This window comes from Mesorhizobium sp. BR1-1-13 (assembly GCF_020165515.1).
Lineage (GTDB): Bacteria > Pseudomonadota > Alphaproteobacteria > Rhizobiales > Rhizobiaceae > Mesorhizobium.
Map to the genome: position 1 here is coordinate 112,592 of NZ_JAIUIH010000007.1, position 17,841 is coordinate 130,432.

General features: G+C 63.9%; 20 protein-coding genes and 1 tRNA gene. 9 read left to right on the forward strand and 12 right to left on the reverse strand.

Going from position 1 to position 17,841, the window contains the following annotated elements; all coding sequences use genetic code 11:
* Window positions 1–32: 32 nt before the first annotated feature.
* The 6 genes from LB533_RS17740 to LB533_RS17765 all read right to left on the reverse strand — a co-directional run bounded on the left by LB533_RS17740 (window position 33) and on the right by LB533_RS17765 (window position 4,508).
* Window positions 33–443 (reverse strand): low molecular weight phosphatase family protein, encoded by a 411-nt coding sequence (locus tag LB533_RS17740; protein WP_140643229.1) that lies wholly within the window; start codon window positions 441–443, stop codon window positions 33–35.
* A 48-nt stretch (window positions 444–491) separates the two neighbouring features.
* Complete coding sequence (locus LB533_RS17745) at window positions 492–977, reverse strand: UPF0262 family protein (RefSeq protein WP_140643227.1); 486 nt, start codon at window positions 975–977, stop codon at window positions 492–494.
* Between the two features lie 5 nt (window positions 978–982).
* Window positions 983–2,275 carry a histidinol dehydrogenase gene (gene hisD, locus LB533_RS17750; RefSeq protein WP_140643225.1) on the reverse strand — a complete coding sequence of 431 codons (1,293 nt, stop codon included), beginning with the start codon at window positions 2,273–2,275 and terminating at the stop codon, window positions 983–985.
* Window positions 2,276–2,278: 3 nt separating this feature from the next.
* Window positions 2,279–2,713 carry a DUF2948 family protein gene (locus tag LB533_RS17755; protein ID WP_140643223.1) on the reverse strand — a complete coding sequence of 145 codons (435 nt, stop codon included), beginning with the start codon at window positions 2,711–2,713 and terminating at the stop codon, window positions 2,279–2,281.
* Between the two features lie 151 nt (window positions 2,714–2,864).
* Window positions 2,865–4,157 (reverse strand): UDP-N-acetylglucosamine 1-carboxyvinyltransferase, encoded by a 1,293-nt coding sequence (gene murA / locus LB533_RS17760; protein WP_140643221.1) that lies wholly within the window; start codon window positions 4,155–4,157, stop codon window positions 2,865–2,867.
* 126 nt (window positions 4,158–4,283) lie between these two features.
* Window positions 4,284–4,508, reverse strand: coding sequence for a hypothetical protein (locus tag LB533_RS17765; RefSeq protein ID WP_140643219.1), 225 nt, complete (start codon window positions 4,506–4,508; stop codon window positions 4,284–4,286).
* Window positions 4,509–4,669: 161 nt separating this feature from the next.
* Between LB533_RS17765 and LB533_RS17770 the strand changes: the two genes are divergently transcribed.
* Together LB533_RS17770 and LB533_RS17775 are read left to right on the forward strand one after the other, a co-directional pair.
* Window positions 4,670–4,744, forward strand: a tRNA-Thr gene (locus tag LB533_RS17770).
* A 403-nt stretch (window positions 4,745–5,147) separates the two neighbouring features.
* Window positions 5,148–6,536, forward strand: a complete 1,389-nt coding sequence (locus tag LB533_RS17775; RefSeq protein WP_224677833.1) for a multicopper oxidase family protein — start codon at window positions 5,148–5,150, stop codon at window positions 6,534–6,536.
* Between the two features lie 60 nt (window positions 6,537–6,596).
* On the opposite strand, the gene LB533_RS17780 is transcribed toward LB533_RS17775, so the two are convergent.
* The 3 genes from LB533_RS17780 to LB533_RS17790 form a co-directional block, all read right to left on the reverse strand.
* A complete protein-coding gene (locus LB533_RS17780; protein ID WP_140513359.1) occupies window positions 6,597–6,884 on the reverse strand; it encodes a PTS sugar transporter subunit IIB in 288 nt (95 codons plus the stop codon).
* A gap of 17 nt (window positions 6,885–6,901) precedes the next feature.
* Window positions 6,902–7,363: a PTS sugar transporter subunit IIA gene (locus LB533_RS17785; RefSeq protein ID WP_140643217.1), complete on the reverse strand. Its 462-nt coding sequence runs from the start codon at window positions 7,361–7,363 to the stop codon at window positions 6,902–6,904.
* Between the two features lie 74 nt (window positions 7,364–7,437).
* The gene (locus LB533_RS17790) at window positions 7,438–8,844 is read right to left on the reverse strand and encodes a PTS galactitol transporter subunit IIC (RefSeq protein ID WP_140562198.1); all 1,407 of its coding nucleotides are present in this window, start codon (window positions 8,842–8,844) and stop codon (window positions 7,438–7,440) included.
* A 53-nt stretch (window positions 8,845–8,897) separates the two neighbouring features.
* On the opposite strand from LB533_RS17790, the gene LB533_RS17795 reads away from it, so the two are divergent.
* The 4 genes from LB533_RS17795 to LB533_RS17810 all read left to right on the forward strand — a co-directional run bounded on the left by LB533_RS17795 (window position 8,898) and on the right by LB533_RS17810 (window position 11,449).
* Window positions 8,898–9,116, forward strand: coding sequence for a hypothetical protein (locus tag LB533_RS17795; RefSeq protein WP_224677834.1), 219 nt, complete (start codon window positions 8,898–8,900; stop codon window positions 9,114–9,116).
* A gap of 318 nt (window positions 9,117–9,434) precedes the next feature.
* Window positions 9,435–10,748 carry an NAD(P)H-dependent oxidoreductase gene (locus tag LB533_RS17800; protein ID WP_224677835.1) on the forward strand — a complete coding sequence of 438 codons (1,314 nt, stop codon included), beginning with the start codon at window positions 9,435–9,437 and terminating at the stop codon, window positions 10,746–10,748.
* Between the two features lie 66 nt (window positions 10,749–10,814).
* On the forward strand, window positions 10,815–11,057 hold the full coding sequence (locus LB533_RS17805) for a type II toxin-antitoxin system VapB family antitoxin (RefSeq protein WP_140643210.1): 243 nt from the start codon (window positions 10,815–10,817) through the stop codon (window positions 11,055–11,057).
* A complete protein-coding gene (locus tag LB533_RS17810) occupies window positions 11,057–11,449 on the forward strand; it encodes a type II toxin-antitoxin system VapC family toxin (RefSeq protein ID WP_224677836.1) in 393 nt (130 codons plus the stop codon). Before LB533_RS17805 ends, LB533_RS17810 begins: the two co-directional genes overlap by 1 nt.
* Window positions 11,450–11,563: 114 nt before the next feature.
* Here LB533_RS17810 and proC read toward each other — a convergent pair whose 3' ends face one another.
* From proC to LB533_RS17825, 3 genes are read right to left on the reverse strand one after another with little or no spacing between them, the layout of a single operon-like run.
* On the reverse strand, window positions 11,564–12,379 hold the full coding sequence (proC, locus tag LB533_RS17815) for a pyrroline-5-carboxylate reductase (protein ID WP_224677837.1): 816 nt from the start codon (window positions 12,377–12,379) through the stop codon (window positions 11,564–11,566).
* 59 nt (window positions 12,380–12,438) lie between these two features.
* Window positions 12,439–13,785 (reverse strand): O-antigen ligase family protein, encoded by a 1,347-nt coding sequence (locus LB533_RS17820; protein ID WP_224677838.1) that lies wholly within the window; start codon window positions 13,783–13,785, stop codon window positions 12,439–12,441.
* Window positions 13,754–14,752, reverse strand: coding sequence for a glycosyltransferase family 2 protein (locus LB533_RS17825; RefSeq protein ID WP_224677895.1), 999 nt, complete (start codon window positions 14,750–14,752; stop codon window positions 13,754–13,756). Before LB533_RS17825 ends, LB533_RS17820 begins: the two co-directional genes overlap by 32 nt.
* Before the next feature lie 171 nt (window positions 14,753–14,923).
* Here LB533_RS17825 and LB533_RS17830 point away from each other — a divergent pair, with 171 nt between their 5' ends.
* From LB533_RS17830 to LB533_RS17840, 3 genes are read left to right on the forward strand one after another with little or no spacing between them, the layout of a single operon-like run.
* On the forward strand, window positions 14,924–16,096 hold the full coding sequence (locus LB533_RS17830) for a glycosyltransferase family 4 protein (RefSeq protein WP_224677839.1): 1,173 nt from the start codon (window positions 14,924–14,926) through the stop codon (window positions 16,094–16,096).
* The gene (locus LB533_RS17835; RefSeq protein ID WP_224677840.1) at window positions 16,093–16,887 is read left to right on the forward strand and encodes a WecB/TagA/CpsF family glycosyltransferase; all 795 of its coding nucleotides are present in this window, start codon (window positions 16,093–16,095) and stop codon (window positions 16,885–16,887) included. Before LB533_RS17830 ends, LB533_RS17835 begins: the two co-directional genes overlap by 4 nt.
* Entirely contained in the window at window positions 16,884–17,813 is a 930-nt protein-coding gene (locus LB533_RS17840; RefSeq protein WP_224677841.1) for a DUF6492 family protein, read from the forward strand. The genes LB533_RS17835 and LB533_RS17840 overlap by 4 nt, the downstream gene beginning before the upstream one ends.
* Window positions 17,814–17,841 lie beyond the last annotated feature (28 nt).

Below are 17,841 nucleotides of genomic sequence, written 5' to 3' on the forward strand. Positions count from 1 at the left end.
CCTATATGATAATCGTCGGCTTGTGAACACGCTTAATCCGTCGTGTTTTTTGCTTCCGGAAGCAAAAAACGTCGGCCTATGCGCAACTTCAGCCGTTCGCGCACATCGCGATAGGCCGCGATGATCTGGTCGCGCGTGCCGCTGGCGCCGGTAGGGTCCGGCGTCGGCCAGTATTCGACCTCGACGGCGAGCGAGCGGGTGAGCTCCAGCGCGGCATGGTGCGCCTCCGGCGCGAGCGTGACGATGAGATCGAAATAGTCGTCTTCCAGCTCGTCCATCGTCCTTGGGTGGCGCTCGCCCAGCGACAGGCCTTCCTCGGCAAGCACGGCATCGACGAACGGGTCACGCTCGCCGCTGCGCACGCCCGCCGAGGCGACGAAGGTGGTGGCCGGCAGCATGCGCCGCGCCAACAGCTCGGCCATCGGCGAGCGCACGGCATTCATGCCGCACAGGAACAGGATCGAACGGGGCGGCGCGCCGGCGGTCAGGGGTTAACCCCGCCAATGGAGCACGCAGACCAGCGTGAACAGCCGGCGCGCCGTGTCGAAATCGATGTCGATCTTGCCGGCGAGCCGGTCCATCAACGTCTGCGAACCTTCGTTGTGCAGGCCGCGGCGACCCATGTCGATCGCCTCGATATGGCTCGGCGTCGAGGAGCGAATGGCGTCGTAATAGCTTTCGCAGATCATGTAGTAGTCCTTGACGATACGCCTGAGCGGCGTCAGCGACAGGATATGGGTGACTACGGCCGAACCGTCGTCACGCGACACGGCGAAAACCAGGCGGGACTCGGCCAGCGACAGCTTCAGCCGGTAGGGGCCGGCACCGCTGTCGTTGACCGGTTGAAAACTGTTCTCCTCGATCAGGTCGAAGATCGCCACCGCGCGTTCGTGCTCGACGTCGGGCGTCGAGCGGCCGATCGATTCATCGAGTTCGACATCGATCAGCCTCGCACGGGTTTGATCGGAGCCCGACATGGCGCCTACATGTTCAGCCGGATAGCGACGGAGCGTCCATGCGCGTCGAGCCCTTCCGCCTTGGCCAGCGCGATCGCGGCGGGCGCCAACGCGCGCAATTGCTCGGGCCCGAGCTTGAGGATCGAGGTGCGCTTGACGAAATCGAGGACCGAAAGGCCTGACGAGAAACGCGCTGAGCGCGCCGTCGGCAGCACGTGGTTGGAACCGCCGACATAGTCGCCGATGGCTTCCGGCGTATGGCGTCCGAGAAACACTGCACCGGCATTGTGCATCCGCGACAGGAAACCCTCGGCGTCGTCGATTGCCAGTTCGACATGCTCGGCCGCGATGCGGTCGACCAGCGGCAGCGCTGCCTCGATCGCCTCGACCTCGATCACCGCGCCAAAATCGCGCCAACTCGCCGCCGCCGTCTCCGCCCGCGGCAGGCCCGGCAACTGCCGTTCGACCGCCTCCGCCACCACCTTGCCAAAGGCCGGATCGTCGGTGATCAGGATCGACTGCGCGGACGCGTCATGTTCGGCCTGGGCCAGAAGATCGGCGGCGATCCAGTCTGGATCATTGTCGCCGTCGGCCACGACGAGCACTTCCGAGGGGCCGGCGATCATGTCGATGCCGACGGTGCCGAACACCTGGCGCTTGGCCGCCGCGACATAGGCATTGCCAGGGCCGACTATTTTGGCGACCGGCTTTATGGTTTCGGTGCCATAGGCCAGCGCGGCGATCGCCTGGGCGCCGCCGACGCGATAGATTTCCGGCACGCCGGCAAGATCGGCCGCCACCAGCACAAGCGGGTTGATGACGCCGCCGGGTGCCGGCACCACCATGACGATGCGCTCCACGCCGGCGACCTTGGCCGGTATGGCGTTCATCAGCACCGAACTCGGATAGCTCGCAGTGCCGCCCGGCACGTAAAGCCCGACCGCCTCGACCGCGGTCCAGCGCCAGCCGAGCTCGACGCCCGCGGCATCGGTAAAGCGGTCGTCCTTCGGCCGCTGCCGCTCGTGATAGGCGCGGATGCGGTCGCGGGCGAATTCGAGCGCCTCGATCGTCTGGTGGTCGCAAGCGGCATAGGCGCGGGCGATCTCGTCCTTTGACACGGCAATGCCGAGTTCTCTGAGGTCGGCCCGGTCGAATCGTCTGGTAAAGTCGACGAGGGCGGCGTCGCCGTCGGCGCGCACGCGCGCGATGATCTGGCGTACGGCCGCGTCGACATCGGCCGACACTTCCCTCTTGGTGGTGAGGAAAGCGGCGAAACGCTGTTCGAAATCGGCATCGGACTGGCGAAGCGTGATGGCCATCGCTCAAGCCCTGTGCACGGGACGCGACGTGGCTTCCCACGCGCCGCCGACATCGGCAAGGCGGGCCTCGATGCATTCGACATCGAGCATGATCGCGCCGCCTCCCGAAAAGATCAGCTCGACGATACCGGCCGGCTTGCTGATCTCGATGAAGCTGATCGCCAGCAGCGACAGCACTTCGGCCGGCTTGTCGCGGGCAATGCCGCTGGTCTTGGCGCCCAGAACCCGATCGAAATGCAGCACGGCCTGGCGCCGCTCGTTGTGCTGGCGAAAGAAGCCCGATTTGGCCTCCCAGACGAAACGGTTCATGGTCAGCACGAAACGCTTGGCCGAGGGAAGGTATTCAAGGTCCGAGACTTTCATCACGGCGTCCTGGACATGGGCGGAGACGATGCTCAGGTCCTGGTCGTCGAGGGCGATAAGCTTGAGGCCGGTCATGCGGATGTCGCACCTGAAAATTGACTGTTCAGCCTTCTGTTAGAGCATGATCCCGAAAAGTGGAAACCGCTTTTCGGAAAAGATCATGCTCTAACAGGAATCCGGAGGTCGTTCCGGTCCGCGCAGCCGTGAGGCGGGCGGGGGATCGGCCTTAAGCCGAGATCCGTTCAATCACCGCGCCGCAGTTGGACAGCTTTTCTTCCAGCCGCTCGAAGCCGCGGTCGAGATGATAGACGCGGTTGACCGTGGTTTCGCCTTCGGCCGCCAGGCCGGCGATGACCAGCGAAACGGAAGCGCGAAGGTCGGTCGCCATGACAGGCGCGCCCTTCAATTTCGGCACGCCCTCGACGATCGCCGTCTGGCCCGAAAGCGTGATGTGGGCGCCCAGGCGCGCCAGCTCCTGTACATGCATGAAGCGGTTTTCGAAGATGGTCTCGGTGATGCGCGACTTGCCCTTGGCCATGGTCATCAGGCCCATGAACTGCGCCTGCAGATCTGTGGGGAAGGCCGGGAAGGGCGCCGTCGTCACGTCGACCGGCGAAATGCCGGCGCCGTTGCGCCTGACGCGGATGCCGGAATTGGTCGGCGTGATCTCGGCGCCCGTCTGCGAGATCACGTCCAGCGCGGTCTGCAGCAGGTCGGGACGCGCGCCTTCGAGCACGACGTCGCCGCCGGTCATGGCGACGGCCATGGCATAGGTGCCGGTCTCGATGCGGTCCGGGATGACACGCACGCGCGCGCCCGACAGCGCCTCGACGCCGTCGATGGTGATGGTCGGCGTGCCGGCGCCGGAAATCTTGGCGCCCATGGCATTGAGGCATTCGGCGAGGTTGACGATCTCGGGCTCGCAGGCGGCGTTTTCGAGCACCGTCTCGCCCTTGGCGAGCGACGCGGCCATCATGAGCACATGGGTGGCGCCGACCGACACTTTCGGAAAGACGTAACGGTTGCCGACGAGGCGGCCATTCCTGGTCTTGGCGATGACGTAGCCGGTGTCGACGTCGATGTCGGCGCCCAGCGCCTGCAGGCCTTCCAGGAACAGGTCGACCGGCCGCGTGCCGATGGCGCAACCGCCCGGCAGCGACACCTTGGCCTCGCCCATGCGGGCCAGCAGCGGGCCGATGACCCAGAACGAAGCGCGCATCTTCGACACCAATTCGTAAGGAGCCGTCGTGTCGACGATGTTGCGGGCGGAGAAATTGATGGTGCGCGAATAGCCTTCATTCTGCTTTTCGCGGCGTCCGTTGACCGAATAATCGACGCCGTGATTGCCCAGGATGCGGATCAGCTGCTCGACATCGGCCAGATGCGGCACGTTTTCGAGCGTCAGCGTGTCGTCCGTCAGAAGCGACGCGATCATCAGCGGCAGGGCGGCGTTTTTCGCGCCCGAGATCGGAATGCTTCCGGCGAGCTGGTTGCCGCCGACAATTCTGATGCGATCCATGAAGACTATCCCCTCGGCCCAAAGGCCGGTTTCAATCGTTTGAGTGTCGGCCCGTCTAGACCATCGGCCAAGCTGGTTCAAGAAATAGGATTCCCTGGCACCCGACCCAAGAGTGGCTGATTTGAGTTAATCTTTTTGTATTTCCTTCACCGCGCCGAGCCCGTCCGGCCGCTTGTCGGCATCCCCGGCGCGCTGGTTGTCAACGTCGCCGGTGCGCTGTTTGTCAGCGTCCCCGGCGCGCCGCGAGCGCGACTGCGCCTTGCGTTTAAGCAGATTCGCGCGCAGCTGCTCGGCCAGCCGGTCCTTGCGGCCGGTGCCGCCCTTTTTCGGTGGAATTGTCTTGTCGTTCATCGTCCCGTCCTAGCCGGCGACCGGCCAGCCCGCCATTCAGGCATAACCAACATTGTGGCGCGGCCATGTCATCAAAACGTATCCGGCAAAGGCTTTCACAGATGCTTTGCACTTGGCCTTGCGCTTGCCGGTTCGATATGGCAGAAGCCCCGCCATCGGCGGCTGCGGTAGCTCAGTGGTAGAGCACTCCCTTGGTAAGGGAGAGGTCGAGAGTTCAATCCTCTCTCGCAGCACCAGTCTATTCGACATTTTCAGCGCCATTCGCCCCGTTCTTGTGTCTTTGCGGCACCAATGGGCAAAACAAGGCGCATCCCGGCACCTGAATCCGAGGATTTCGCGCAAGGTTGGTTCCCGTTTGCCGGCAATATCTTACGAATGGGCTTCAACGACATGGTCTGGCACCGGATCGCGCAATCGCACAATCCGGTCCCGGGTCGGCTTGCCCGTCCGTTCCTCTCATTGAAGATGAGAAAATTCGGCATACACGTCCCCGCCGAAACGGCAGGGCGAAGTGCCGTCCGCGCAGATGGCGCTGGCTGCGGCTTCATCGAGACGCAAATGCCGATATCGGCATTTGCGCCGGCCGCCCGATCGTGATTCAAGTCGGCGATTCCGAGGGTTTTCCCGCTGGAGCGCAGCATGACCTTGATCACACGCCGTCGACTTCTGAAATCGGCCGCGGTTGCCGGTGCGGGCGGGCTCGCCGCGATGGGGAGGCTTGGCGGCTGGGCCGCCGCCAGCCCCGAGCCGGTGGTGCTGCGGACGGCCAAGATCCAGGCGAAGCTGATGGAGGTCGGCCCGACTAGGGACGTGCTGACCTATGGCAGCGCCGGAATGCCGCCGGTGCTGAGGATGAAAAAGGGCGAGCCCTTCGCCGCCCGGCTCGTCAACGCGATCGATGACCCGACGACGATCCACTGGCACGGCGTCCGGGTCCCCAACAGGATGGACGGCGTTCCGTTCCTGGTCCAGCCCTATGTCTATACCGGCGATCATTTCGACTACGCCTTCACGCCGCCCGATGCCGGCACTTTCTGGTACCACCCGCATTGCAACACGTTGGAGCAGATGGGTCACGGCCTGACCGGCGTCATCGTCGTCGAAAACCCCGACGATCCGAAATTCGACGCCGAAGTGGTGCTCAATCTGCGGGACTGGCGCCTCGGCGACGACGGCCAATTCATCGACCAGTTCCGGCCGCGCGATGCCGCGAGAACCGGCACTTACGGCACGGTGCGCACCGCCAACTGGCTCGATCAGCCGCACTATGACGCGCCGGCCGGAGGGCTGGTGCGGATGCGGGTGGCGATAACAGACGTCACCAGGATCTACGCCTTTCGCGTCGAGGGCGCGGAGGCGACGGTGATCGCGCTGGACGGCAATCCGGTGCCGCGGCGTTTTTCGCCCGATGCCTTGCTGCTTGGCCCGGGACAGCGCATGGAACTCGCCATCCGCATGCCCGACGAGGAGGGCGCGACCGTGAGCCTGGGGGACGTCAGGGGCACCAAACCCAAGGTGCTGACGACCTTGCGTGCGGTCGGCAGTTCGCTGAAGCGCGACATTCGTGATGTCGCATCGCTGGAGGCCAATCCGGTCGCGGAGGTCGATCTCGGCGCGGCCCGGCATATTTCTCTGGCGCTCAGCGCTACGGCCGAGAACGTTCCGGGCGACGGCATATGCGGTTCGCTCGGTTACAGTTTCTGGGCCATCAACAAGGTGCCGTGGCCGGGCGATACGCCGGACCCGACCGCGCCGCTGGCCGAATTGAAGCTTGGCAGGAGCTATGTCATCGACATGGAGAACCTGACGCCGCAATCGCATCCGATGCATTTGCACGGCATGAGCTTCAAGGTGCTGTCATCCTCGACGCGGCAGGTTGAGCCGCTGATTTCCGACACCTATCTCATCCAGCCCAACGAGAAGGTGAGCCTCGGCTTCGTCGCCGACAACCCCGGCGATTGGCTGCTGCACTGCCACATCATCGAGCACCAGAAATCGGGCATGACGAGCTACGTCAGGGTGACCTGAAGCCGCCCCATCGCGGCAGGAGCCGCCCCATCGCGGCAGGAGCCGCGCTGTCCGCGGCGCCTATTTGCGCAGTTGCGCCTCGATCTCGTCGAGCACCTTGTCCTTGCCGATGCCGGTGAGGAAGGCGAGGCCCTTGATGACCGGCTTGGTCACCGAAGCCGAGATCGGCGTCGTGGCAACGATGAAATCGACGCTGTCGGCCAGCCCCGGTACTTCGGTTGCCTTGGCCTGCTGGGCGTTGAAGGTCAGGCCGCGCTGTTTCATCGCCTCGGTGACGGCGACGTTGACAGCGGTCGAGGTGGCTATGCCCGTGCCGCAGGCAAAGAGAATTGTTTTCTGTCTGGACATTTCTTGCTTCTCCTTGTTCAGCCGAGCACGGCCCGAACGTCGTCTAGCGTCCTGGCCGCCCTCAGGCCGTCCAAGGTTTGCTGGTTCTGGATGGTGGCCATGACGGCCTGTAGCGCTTCAATCTGCTTGTCCTTGTCATTGATGGCAAGCAGGAAGACGAAGCCGACCGGCAGCTTCTCGTCGGGGTCTTCCATGTTTGCGAAGACGACGGGGTGCTTCAATGTGCCCAGGGCGATCCCGGGCTTCAGGACATGTTCGGGATCGGTGTGCGGCACCGCGACATTGTCGGCGCGCTCCAGCGGCAGTCCTGTCGGGATGGTCAACTCGCGGCGCACGACCGCGTCGGCGTAGGAACTTTTGACATAGCCGAGGGTCTCGAGCCGGCCGGCCAGGATGCGGATGATCTGCTCATTGGTCGAGGCATCGGATCCGAGCACGATCGCTTCGGGATCCAGAAGCTGCATGAGTCCGTCAGACATGTTTTTGCTCCGTCGATAAAATCGTGCGCCCGGGGAGGGCGCACGATCATTTCAAACGTCAGGCGTGATGAGGCTCAGGCCGTGCCTTCGGCCGGCTCGTCCTCGGCGCCCGCTGCCCGTTCCCAGCCGAGCGTGTTGCGGCGATAGAGGACGAACAATGCCGCGATGACCACGGCGATCACGACGATGCCGGCAAGGCCAAGTCCCTGGATCGCCTCGATGATCACATAGGGCACCCACAGGAAGCCGTCGACGACCGAGGTGATCTGCAGCGCGTCCGCCGGCAGCTTGAAGCCCGACGCGACGGCCGCACTCGTGAACAGAGGCGCCAGCGCGTTGGCGACGTAGAAGCCGATCGCCAGCGTCACCGTGCCGATCACCACCATGCGGAACACATTGCCTTTGACCAATGGCGCGGTCATGGCGACGATGAAGGGAATCACCGCCAGGTCGGCGAACAGGATGACGCGGTTGCCCGGCAGGATCACCGACAGGATGATCGCGATCGGCACCAGGATCAGCGACGACGAGATCGCGGCCGGATGCCCGATCAGGATCGCCGAATCGAGGCCCACCAGAAGCTCGCGGTCTCCGGTACGCTTGCGCACGAATTCCTGCGCCGCGTCCGAAACCGGGATCAGCCCTTCCATCAGGATCTTCACCATGCGCGGCAAAAGCAGCATCACGGCCGCCAGGGTCATGCCGGTGCCCAGCACCTTGGCCAGCACCGTGCCGAGATCGCCCGCATTGTAGAAGGCGATGGCGCCGAGCACGAGACCGATGATCAAGCCAAGCACGACAGGTTCGCCGAACACGCCGAACCGGCGCTCGATGGTCTCGGTGTTGATGTTGATGCGGTTGATGCCGGGAATGCGGTCCATGATCCAGTTCAGGATGATGGCGATCGGCAGGATCTGCGCCGAGGCCAGGTGCGGCACCGAAATGCCGGGCACGCCGTAGAACTGCTGAACCGCTCGCGCCGACCAGTCGGCGAACAGCAGCGACAACGCCGCGACCAATGCCGCGATGGCGATGCCATACGCCAGATTGTCGGTCGCCGCCACGACCAGCGAGCCGACAAAGGCGAAGTGCCAGAAGTTCCAGACGTCGACATTGAGCGTGCGCGTCATGCGCGTCAGCAACAGCACGATGTTGACCAGGATGCCGACGGGGATGACCCAGAGGCCGACCGACGAGCCGAAGGCGATGGCGGCCGCCGACGGCCAGCCGACATCGATGATGTCGCGATGAATGCCAGTGTTGGTGACGATGGCCTTGGCGACGTCGCCAATCGATGTGAACATCAGGCCAAGCACGAGGTTGATGCCGATGAAGGCGACGCCGATGGTGACCGCGGCGCGAAAGGCCTTGCTGACCTTTGCGCCCAGAACGACGGCTATGATGAAAATGACGATCGGCAGCAGCACCGTTGCGCCGAGCGTGTCGATGGCCCCTTTGAGGCCCGCAAGAATAGTATCCATTTGTCCTCCCCTGGAGCACCGAGCCCGACCCCCGGGTTCGAAATGATGCTCCGTTGACCTCCAACGCCTTTGCCGCCAACCTCGGCGCAAAGGCACTCCCCGTTCTGCCCGCGAGCCGGAATGCGTCCCGCTCGATGATGCGGGATGAACATTTGCCTTCGCTGGCGAACGAATGTTTTATTGAGGCAGTTCAAGGCAATGTCAATTGGCAAGTCTTTGAACCCAAGGCAAACGAATCCGGGCTGACGGAGCCTTCACCTGTGCGCTCTTGACGGACCATTGAACGGAAAAACCCGCCTGTGCGGCGGGCCCTTGGCGCAACTCAGCACCATGGGCAAATATGTAGCATAGTTGCCCTCACCTAGTCAAGAAAAAATTCCTATCATGAGAAACTGCCGGCACAGCGGACTGGCCCTCATCAGGTCTTGTTGCCCGGGTTCGGGGCCCGCTTTGGGCCAGTCGGACCGTGGCGGGCGCGTCGGTACCGCGCCATTTCAAAGGAAATTGACGGGCCAAAGCCAGTTTCGTTGGCAAGGGGGAGCTATTCCCTGCTAATCCGAGGCGAACCATGAAGCTGTGGACATCCCCGCATGACCAATGTCGCCTTGACCGGGCTCGCCCGAGATCTCGCCAGCCGTGCCGCCGAGGGCCGCCCGGTGCGCATCGGCGTCATCGGTTCGGGCGAAATGGGCACCGACCTGGTTACGCAAGGCATGCTGATGCCCGGCATTTCGGTCTGCGCGGTCTCGACAAGACGTCCGCATACGGCGCGCGAAGCGGTCCGCATCGCCTATGGTGACGAAGCGAAGGCCGTCGAAGCCGATACAGCTTCGAAAGTCACCGCGGCGGTCGAGTCGGGAAAGATCGCCATCACCTCCAACGAGATGCTGGTCACCAATCCGCTGATCGACGTCGTCATCGACGCCACCGGCAAGCCCGGCGTCGCCGCCGACTTCGACCTGATGGCGATGGAGAATGGCAAGCATCTGGTGATGATGAATGTCGAGGCCGACGTCACCATCGGCTGCTATCTCAAGCAACAGGCCGACCGTCTTGGCGTCGTCTATTCGGTCGGCGCCGGAGACGAGCCCTCGAGCTGCATGGAGCTGATCGAGTTCGCCTCCGCCCTGGGCCTGACCATCGTCTCCGCCGGCAAGGGCAAGAACAACCCGCTCAACCACGATGCCATGCCCGACGATTATCGCGCGGAAGCCATCCGCCGCAACATGAATCCGCGCATGCTGGTCGAGTTCGTCGATGGTTCGAAAACCATGGTCGAGATGTGCGCCATCGCCAATGCCACCGGGCTGGTGCCCGACGTGCCCGGCATGCACGGCCCGAAGGCCGACCGCGACGACCTCGTCAAGGTGCTGATCCCGCGCGAGCATGGTGGGCTGCTCATGAAAAGGGGCGTCGTCGACTACACCGTCGGCAAGGGTGTGGCACCCGGTGTCTTCGTCATCGTCGAGGCGACCCATCCGCGCATCGTCGAGCGCATGGACGACCTGCATATCGGCCACGGTCCCTATTACAGCCTGTTCCGGCCCTACCATCTCACCTCGCTGGAAGTCCCGCTGACGGCAGCCCGCATCGTGCTCTTCGGCAAGCCCGACATGGTGCCGCTGCCAAGGCCGGTCGCCGAGGTATGCGCCGTCGCCAAGCGCGACCTCATAGCCGGCGAAACCTTCGATGCGATTGGCGAAACCTGCTATCGCTCCTGGACAATGACCGTCGAAGACGCTGGCGATCGGCGCGGCGTGCCGGTCGGCCTGCTCGAAGGCGGCAAGGTGCTGAAACCGGTCAGGAAAGGCGAGCTGCTGACGGCCGACAACGCCGCGCCCGACCAGACGACGAGACTTTTCGCCTTGCGCAAGTTGCAGGACGAGATGCTGTACGGAAAATAGGCCGCTGTGGCGCTGTCATGACAAGTGCACTATATTGTAGTGGCAACTGTCGCTGAGGATCGATTAATGAACCTCCAGATCAGAGACCCGCGGGCACGTGAATTGGCACAGCGGCTCGCCGCCAAACGCAAGATTTCAATGACCGAAGCGGTTATCGAAGCGCTTGAGTCGGAATTGAAACGGGAAAGCGGACGCATTCCCCTGGCAAAGCGGCTGTCGGCGATCGCCGTTGACCTTAAGACCAAAGCCGGCCAGGGCGGCCGGCCTGTGAACAAGGATGAGATCGACGACATGTGGGGACATCCCTGATGTTCGTCGACACCTCCGTGGTCGTCGCAATTCTTTCGGCAGAAGGGGATGCCGGCGAATGGAGTAACAGGATCGCGGCAGCACCACGCAAGATTACTTCCGCGCTGGTGGTGCTTGAGGCAGCGATGCGGCTTTCCACCATGCTTGCTGTCGAGCCGCTGGTTGCGGAAACGGCGATAGAAGCGTTTCTGCGCGAAGCCGAAATCGAAATTGTGCCGATCGGCGCCGACGATGCCAAACTCGCCATCCATGCGTTTTCAGACTACGGAAAGGGACGTGGGCACCCCGCGCAGATCAACCTTGCCGATTGCTTGTCCTATGCTTGCGCGAAGGGCCACGGTTCGGCTTTGCTCTACAAAGGCAACGACTTCTCACACACGGATCTCGCTTAGAGCAATTCTAGGAAAAGTGTGAGCGGTTTTTCGTCCAGAATTGCGTCAAAACACGGAGTTAGATCGTTTCACCGTTTCCATGAAACGGTGAAACGATCTAACCGGACATCCGCTCTATTTCCCCAGTTCGATCGACCGCAGCCGAGCCGCCTCGACCGCCTGCGTCAGCAGCTTTGTCAACCGGTCATCGCCCATCAGCACTGCCAGCGCGGCCGCCGTCGTGCCGTTCGGGCTGGTCACCTGCTGGCGCAGCAGGCCCGGCTCCTCGCCGCTTTCGGCGGCGAGCGACGCGGCACCATAGACGGTCTGCATGGCGAGCAGCCTGGCGGTAGCCGCCGGCAGGCCCGCCTTCTCGGCGGCCACGGTCAGCGCTTCGATGAAATGGAAGATATAGGCCGGGCCCGATCCCGATACGGCGGTCACCGCATCCATCAGTCCCTCGTCGTCGATGGTGGCCACTTCGCCGCTGGCCGACAAGAGGTCGGCGACGAAGCGCTTGGTGTCGTCGGAAACCAGCGGATTGGAAAACACCACCATCATGCCCTTGCCGATGGAAGCAGGCGTGTTGGGCATGCAGCGCACAACAGGCGCGCGGTCGCCCAGGATTTCCTCGAAGGTGGCGACCGGCGTGCCCGCGGCGATGCTGACGAAAGTGGTGCGCCCCTCGCCGAAACGTTTGTAGGCGGCCGTCACGTCGCGGATCACCTGGGGCTTCACGGCGATGACGATGAGATCAGGCACGGCATTGGCCGGAATATTGGCGGCGTCGGCAGCCGTGCCGCATCCGAGTGCGGCCGCGCGCTGGCGCAGGTCGGCATTGGGCTCGACCACGAAAACGGCCGACGGTGCAAGCTTGCCGGATTTCAGCCAGCCCGAGAGCATAGCGTAACCCATATTGCCGCAGCCGGCGAGAACAAGCCTGATCGTCATCGAAAGCCCTCCGAGGAAAGGCTTCACATAAACGCTCGCGGATCAACGGGGAAGCCCTGTCAGGTGGAGTGGCCCAATCGCGCGCCACGACCGGCGTTGCGCACCGCGATCGGACGCAGCGAAACTTGTCTGAGCCCTAGCACGCCGAGCACGAAGAACAGCCACACCGGATCGCCGCGATGGAAGAAGAAGCTTTCGAGGAAGGCGTTGAGCGCGGCAAACAGCACAACCATCATGAAGAAGTCGCCGAGATAGATGTTTTCCTTGCGCAAGGGAATGCGCATGTAGTCCCGCAAAGGGGCGATCAGGAAAGTGTAGACCGCCACGCAAAGGGCCGGAATGCCCATCAGCACGGCGATGTCGAGATAACCGTCATGGCCGTGCACGATGGTCCTGATATCCCACGGCCGGTCGAAAGGCTGATCCTGGTTGAGCAGCAGCGGCGTTCCCCAGAAACTCTCATAGCCGTAGCCGGTCCACGGTTTCTTCGCCAGCATCTCGCCGGCGAACTCCCAGAGCGTGGTGCGCCCGGTATAGGTCAGGCCGGGGAAATAGATCGCCGCCAACTGTTTCACCGGCGGCAGGAAAACGATGCCCAGCGTGCCGACCGCGGTAGCGACAATCGCCAGCGCGAACAGGATCGGCGTGCCGAGCCGCATGCCGATGATGCTTGGAAACATGACGATCAGGATCGAAAACGGCACCAGGCCGGCCGTGGTCTTGGATCCGGTGTGCAGCATGAACACCATCGCCGCGAAGAAAATTCCGGCGCCCCAGAACCGCTGCCCGCGCCGGAAGAGATAGAGGCCGGCGAAACTGAAGCAGGCCATGACCGGACCGGCGATGTTCTTGTGGGTGAAGACGCCGCGCCACAGGCCGGCATGTTCGGGTTCCTGCGAATCGGCCGTGTGCATTGCCTCGTGCGGAAAGACGATGAGGCCGAGATAGGAAAGGCCCATGACCGCCACGGCGGTGAAGATGATGACCTTCGAGAAGGCGTCCGCGTCGCGCGGCAGCACGAGGATGGTCGCCATGGTCAGGATGCCGATCATGGTGAAGGAGGCGGCGCGCATCGCCGAGGGCGGGTCTGTCGCCAACACCACCGACAGGAAGAAGAAGCCCAGCATCAGCATCCAGGACGGGCTGAGCAGCGAGCGCACGATGCGCGGGTCGGCGAAAGCCATCAGCGAGAAGATGGAAACGGCGCCGAGCGAGCCGAAGCCGAGTTGGTTGACGATGTCGCCGCCTTCGCCGGTGAGTTCCGCGCCCGCGGGCTGGAACGGGCGGAAGGACACCATGATGACGGTGAACAGCAGCGCCGCGATCGCGGTTGCCACGCCGTCGCGCGTGAACGCTGCGCTGAGCGGCGCGCGCTCAGTTCTTTTCAGGCTGGCGGTATTGCTCATTGGCATATCCGAATTCGGCCAGCACGCGGCCCAGCGCCACATGGACAGGGTAGATGGCGGCCGCGGGCGATCCTGTCCGTGCTAGCCTGGCGGCGCCGCGAAATGGCGAGGCGGCAAGCAGGGCCAGGCTCTTCAGCAACACCTTGACGCCGGCCAGCGGGGTGCCGGCGCGTTTCTTCTTTTCGACGAGCGTCGAGATCACGCCGTTGCGCAGGCTGCGGGCGCGGATCCAGTCGGCCTCGACCCGCCGGGCCGGGACGGTCTCGATCACGCTGGCCTCGGCGCACCAGCCAAGCACGAAGCCGCGCTGCGCCGCCCGGCTCAGGAAGTCGGAATCGCCGCCGCCCATGAAATTAAATTTCAGGTCGAGGAACGGCGGGCCCATCGCGGTAAGCACGTTGCGCCCCATCAGGAGATTGCCGGACGAATAGAGCGCCGGCACGAGGCCGGTCTTGCGGTAGGGCGGCGCGAAGACCGGATGCTCGGCCCAGCGCGCATGGGCGGGATCGGCAAAGTCGGGCACTTGCGGGCCGCCGACAATATCGGCGCCAAGGCTCTCGGCCGCCCCGCACATCCGTTCCAGCCAGTGCGGATCGGCTATCTCGTCGTCGTCGATGACCAGCAGGTGCCTGAAATTCGGAAAGTGCAGGATCGCCGTCTGCCAGCCGGCATTGTAGGCGCTGCAATTGCCGCGCTGATGCGCGATGATCACCATGCCCGGTATGTCGCCGCGCTCGAACAGCGGCAGCGACGCCTCGGCGCCGGCACGCGCCTCGGCCTCGTTTTCCATGACGATGACGGCAAAGCGCCTGCCGGTCTGCTGCGCCCGCAGCGACGCCAGCGTTTGCAGGACCTGGTCCGGCCGCTTGAAGGTCGGCAAGGTGACGACGGCTTCGACGGCATCCGTGTCAAGCCGGGGGGATCGTCCCGCGATCGATACCGAACCGTCCGATGGCAAAGGGATCATCCGTGTCAGCCGCATGGTGGGTCGCGTTCTGTTAGCACCACGACGATAACGTTTCGTTAATCACCTTTCACGGAGTGGCCCTTCAAGCCGGGGTTTTGGGCCGCCGATGCGCGCGCGTTTAATCAAGGGTTCACCGCGCTTTGCTACCGGCTGCACCACAGGATAGGTGAGATGCATCTGCTGTTCGCCACATCGATCGTGCCCGATGGCGCTCTCGCATCGGGCTACGAGATCGCCAATGCTGCAATCATCGCTGCCTTGCGGCGCGCCGGCGCGCGCGTCACCGTCATCGGCTTCATCTGGCCGGGGAAAGCCGCGGCCGATCCTGAAAACACCATCGTGCTGGGTGCCCTGGACGTGCGCACCGAAAATGCTTTAGCGCTACAAAAGCTTGCCTGGGTGGGCAAGGCGATGCTTTCGGGCCTCACCTTCGCGTCGGCCAAGGTGCGTGCGGTCTCCGATGCCGAAGTCCTCGCCGCCATCGAGCGCGCCGGCCCCTTCGACGGCTATGTGCTTAATTCCGTGCAGTTCGCCGGCGCCTTCGAAAAGCTCTTCGACGAGCGGCCTTCGATCTTCGTCGCCCACAATGTCGAGCATCTTTCGGCGCGGGAAAATGCCGCTGCCGCCCCGGGCATCTTCCAGCGCCTGTTGTTTCGCCGTGAGGCAAGGCTGCTCGAGAGCGTGGAAGAGCGTCTGTGCCGCCGCGCGCGTTTCGTCTTCACGCTGGCCGAGGAAGACCGTTCGGCACTTGGCGTGGCCTCCGACGACCGCTCGGCGGTGCTGCCGCTGGTGACGGGCGCCAGGCCACCGGCGCGTAACGGCCCGCGCAAGATCGAGTGCGACGCCGCGCTGATCGGCACCTGGACCTGGCAGCCGAACCGCATCGGGCTGAGCTGGTTCCTGGACAAGGTGGTGCCGCATCTGCGCCCGGACTTCCGCATCAGGATCGCCGGCAGCATCCCGTCTGACATCGCCTCGACGCATCCCGGCGTCGCTTTCGTCGGACGCGTGCCGGACGCCCAGGCTTTCATACGCGGCGGCGCTGTCATCCCGCTCATCAGCACCGCCGGCAGCGGCGTGCAATTGAAGACGATCGAAACGTTCGAGCTCGGCCTGCCCGCCGTCGCCACCAGCCACGCGCTGCGCGGTATCGACCATCGCCCGGTCAATTGCGCCGTCACCGACGATCCGGTCGCCTTTGCCAAGGCGCTGGAGACCGCGGCGGCCGACATAAGAGACGTTGACGGCAGCGCGTTCCACCGCCGGCAGCTCAAGGCGCTCGACGCCGCCATCCGGTTTGGCCTGGAGAAGCTCGGTCCGGTCATGCAGGAGGCGTTTGCATGAACATGCACGCCGCCCGCGCCTCGTTCGGGCCCGACACATTGAAGACGATCTTCGGCATCTCCGTGCTCGCCATTCGCTGGGACGACGCGATCGCCCTGCTGACGCGGCTGATCGCGGAACGACGCTTCACCAAGGTCAGCTTCCTCAACGCCCATAACGCCAATCTCGCCTACACCGATCCGGTGTTCGCCCAGGCGCTCGACGATTTTCTCATCCTGCCGGACGGCATCGGCGTCGATCTCGCAGCGCAGCTTCTCTATGGCGCGCCGTTCCCGGACAATCTCAACGGCACCGACTTCGTACCGGCCTTTCTGCGGTCGGTGACCCGGCCGCTGACCGTGGGGCTGCTCGGCGCGACGCAAGTCAATGCTGAGGCCGCGTCGAAGAAGCTCGCGGCGATCGCCGTCCAGCACAGATTCGTGGTCATCCATGACGGCTACTTCTCCACTGCGCAGGAGCCGGAAATCATCGAACGCATCGCGGCGCTGCGGCCTGATATGCTGCTGGTCGCCATGGGCGTGCCGCGCCAGGAATTGTGGATCGAACGGCACATCGACGAGCGCCACTGCACGCTGCCGGTCGCGGTCGGCGCGCTGCTGGATTTTCTCAGCGGCGCCGTGCCGCGCGCGCCCTTGTGGATACGGCGCCTCAGGCTGGAGTGGCTGTTTCGGCTGGCGGTCGAGCCGGGACGGCTCTGGCGCCGCTATGTGGTCGGCAACCCCTTGTTCCTGTGGCGGGTCCTCAAACAGAAAGTGTTGAACCGGCCCCAAGCCGCCGGAGACGTCCGTTGAACGAGAGGTTCGTCCCAGGCGCGATCGCCGAACCCGGACTGCTTCGGGCAACGGCGACGGCAGCCATGGTGACGGCAAGCTATGCGCCGGATTTCGAGCGTTGCCGCTTGCTCTGCGAAACCCTCGACCGGCACGTCACGGGCGTCGCCCATCACTACATTCTGGTCGAAGGCCGCGACGTCAAATTGTTTCGCCGGTTGGAGAGCGCCAACCGATCCATCATCGACGAACGTGAGCTGCTGCCGCGCTGGCTGCATGTCTTCGACGATCCGCTCAGCCTGTTCCGGCGGCGCGTCTGGCTCAGCCTGAAGACACAGCCGCTGCGCGGCTGGCACGTGCAGCAACTGCGCCGCATCGCCATAGCGGCGCATGCATGCCAGGACGTCTTGGTCTTTTGCGATTCCGACGTAGCCTTCCTGAAGCCTTTCGATTGCGGCGCGTTCTGGCGTGACGGCAAGGTGCGGTTGTTCCGCCGCGACGGCGTGCTTGCGCAGGGCGGTCATGACGAGCATCGCATATGGTCGCGCAATGCCGGTTCCGCGCTCGGCATCGATCCGTCGAGGAATTCGGTCCACGATTATATTTCGACGCTGATCGCCTGGCGCCGCGATACCGTGCTGGCCATGTGCAGCCGGATCGAGGAGGTGCATGGCCGAAACTGGGTCGAGGTCGTCGGCTCGGCGCGCAAATTCTCCGAATGCATGATCTATGGCCGCTATGTCGACGATCTGCTGGATGGCGCGGGGCACTTCCATGGCTCGGAAGAATTCTGCCGCGTCCACTGGACCGGCGAGGCGCTGTCAGACAGTGAATTCCGCCGCTTCGTTGCCGCCATGGCGCCCGAACAGGTGGCGATCGGGATGCAGTCCTTCATCGGCACCGACACCGGCCGCATCCGCCGGCTGATTGGGCTCGACCGGTCCTGATCCTGAAAAGCGGTCGATTCTCGGAAAG

Excerpts from the sequence above, each read along its gene's own strand:
- LB533_RS17740 (WP_140643229.1), bottom strand. The coding sequence starts at position 443 with ATGAATGCCGTGCGCTCGCCGATGGCCGAGCTGTTGGCGCGGCGCATG.
- LB533_RS17745 (WP_140643227.1), bottom strand. The coding sequence starts at position 977 with ATGTCGGGCTCCGATCAAACCCGTGCGAGGCTGATCGATGTCGAACTC.
- hisD (WP_140643225.1), bottom strand. The coding sequence starts at position 2,275 with ATGGCCATCACGCTTCGCCAGTCCGATGCCGATTTCGAACAGCGTTTC.
- LB533_RS17755 (WP_140643223.1), bottom strand. The coding sequence starts at position 2,713 with ATGACCGGCCTCAAGCTTATCGCCCTCGACGACCAGGACCTGAGCATC.
- murA (WP_140643221.1), bottom strand. The coding sequence starts at position 4,157 with ATGGATCGCATCAGAATTGTCGGCGGCAACCAGCTCGCCGGAAGCATT.
- LB533_RS17765 (WP_140643219.1), bottom strand. The coding sequence starts at position 4,508 with ATGAACGACAAGACAATTCCACCGAAAAAGGGCGGCACCGGCCGCAAG.
- LB533_RS17775 (WP_224677833.1), top strand. The coding sequence starts at position 5,148 with ATGACCTTGATCACACGCCGTCGACTTCTGAAATCGGCCGCGGTTGCC.
- LB533_RS17780 (WP_140513359.1), bottom strand. The coding sequence starts at position 6,884 with ATGTCCAGACAGAAAACAATTCTCTTTGCCTGCGGCACGGGCATAGCC.
- LB533_RS17785 (WP_140643217.1), bottom strand. The coding sequence starts at position 7,363 with ATGTCTGACGGACTCATGCAGCTTCTGGATCCCGAAGCGATCGTGCTC.
- LB533_RS17790 (WP_140562198.1), bottom strand. The coding sequence starts at position 8,844 with ATGGATACTATTCTTGCGGGCCTCAAAGGGGCCATCGACACGCTCGGC.
- LB533_RS17800 (WP_224677835.1), top strand. The coding sequence starts at position 9,435 with ATGACCAATGTCGCCTTGACCGGGCTCGCCCGAGATCTCGCCAGCCGT.
- LB533_RS17805 (WP_140643210.1), top strand. The coding sequence starts at position 10,815 with ATGAACCTCCAGATCAGAGACCCGCGGGCACGTGAATTGGCACAGCGG.
- LB533_RS17810 (WP_224677836.1), top strand. The coding sequence starts at position 11,057 with ATGTTCGTCGACACCTCCGTGGTCGTCGCAATTCTTTCGGCAGAAGGG.
- proC (WP_224677837.1), bottom strand. The coding sequence starts at position 12,379 with ATGACGATCAGGCTTGTTCTCGCCGGCTGCGGCAATATGGGTTACGCT.
- LB533_RS17820 (WP_224677838.1), bottom strand. The coding sequence starts at position 13,785 with ATGAGCAATACCGCCAGCCTGAAAAGAACTGAGCGCGCGCCGCTCAGC.
- LB533_RS17825 (WP_224677895.1), bottom strand. The coding sequence starts at position 14,752 with ATGATCCCTTTGCCATCGGACGGTTCGGTATCGATCGCGGGACGATCC.
- LB533_RS17830 (WP_224677839.1), top strand. The coding sequence starts at position 14,924 with ATGCATCTGCTGTTCGCCACATCGATCGTGCCCGATGGCGCTCTCGCA.
- LB533_RS17835 (WP_224677840.1), top strand. The coding sequence starts at position 16,093 with ATGAACATGCACGCCGCCCGCGCCTCGTTCGGGCCCGACACATTGAAG.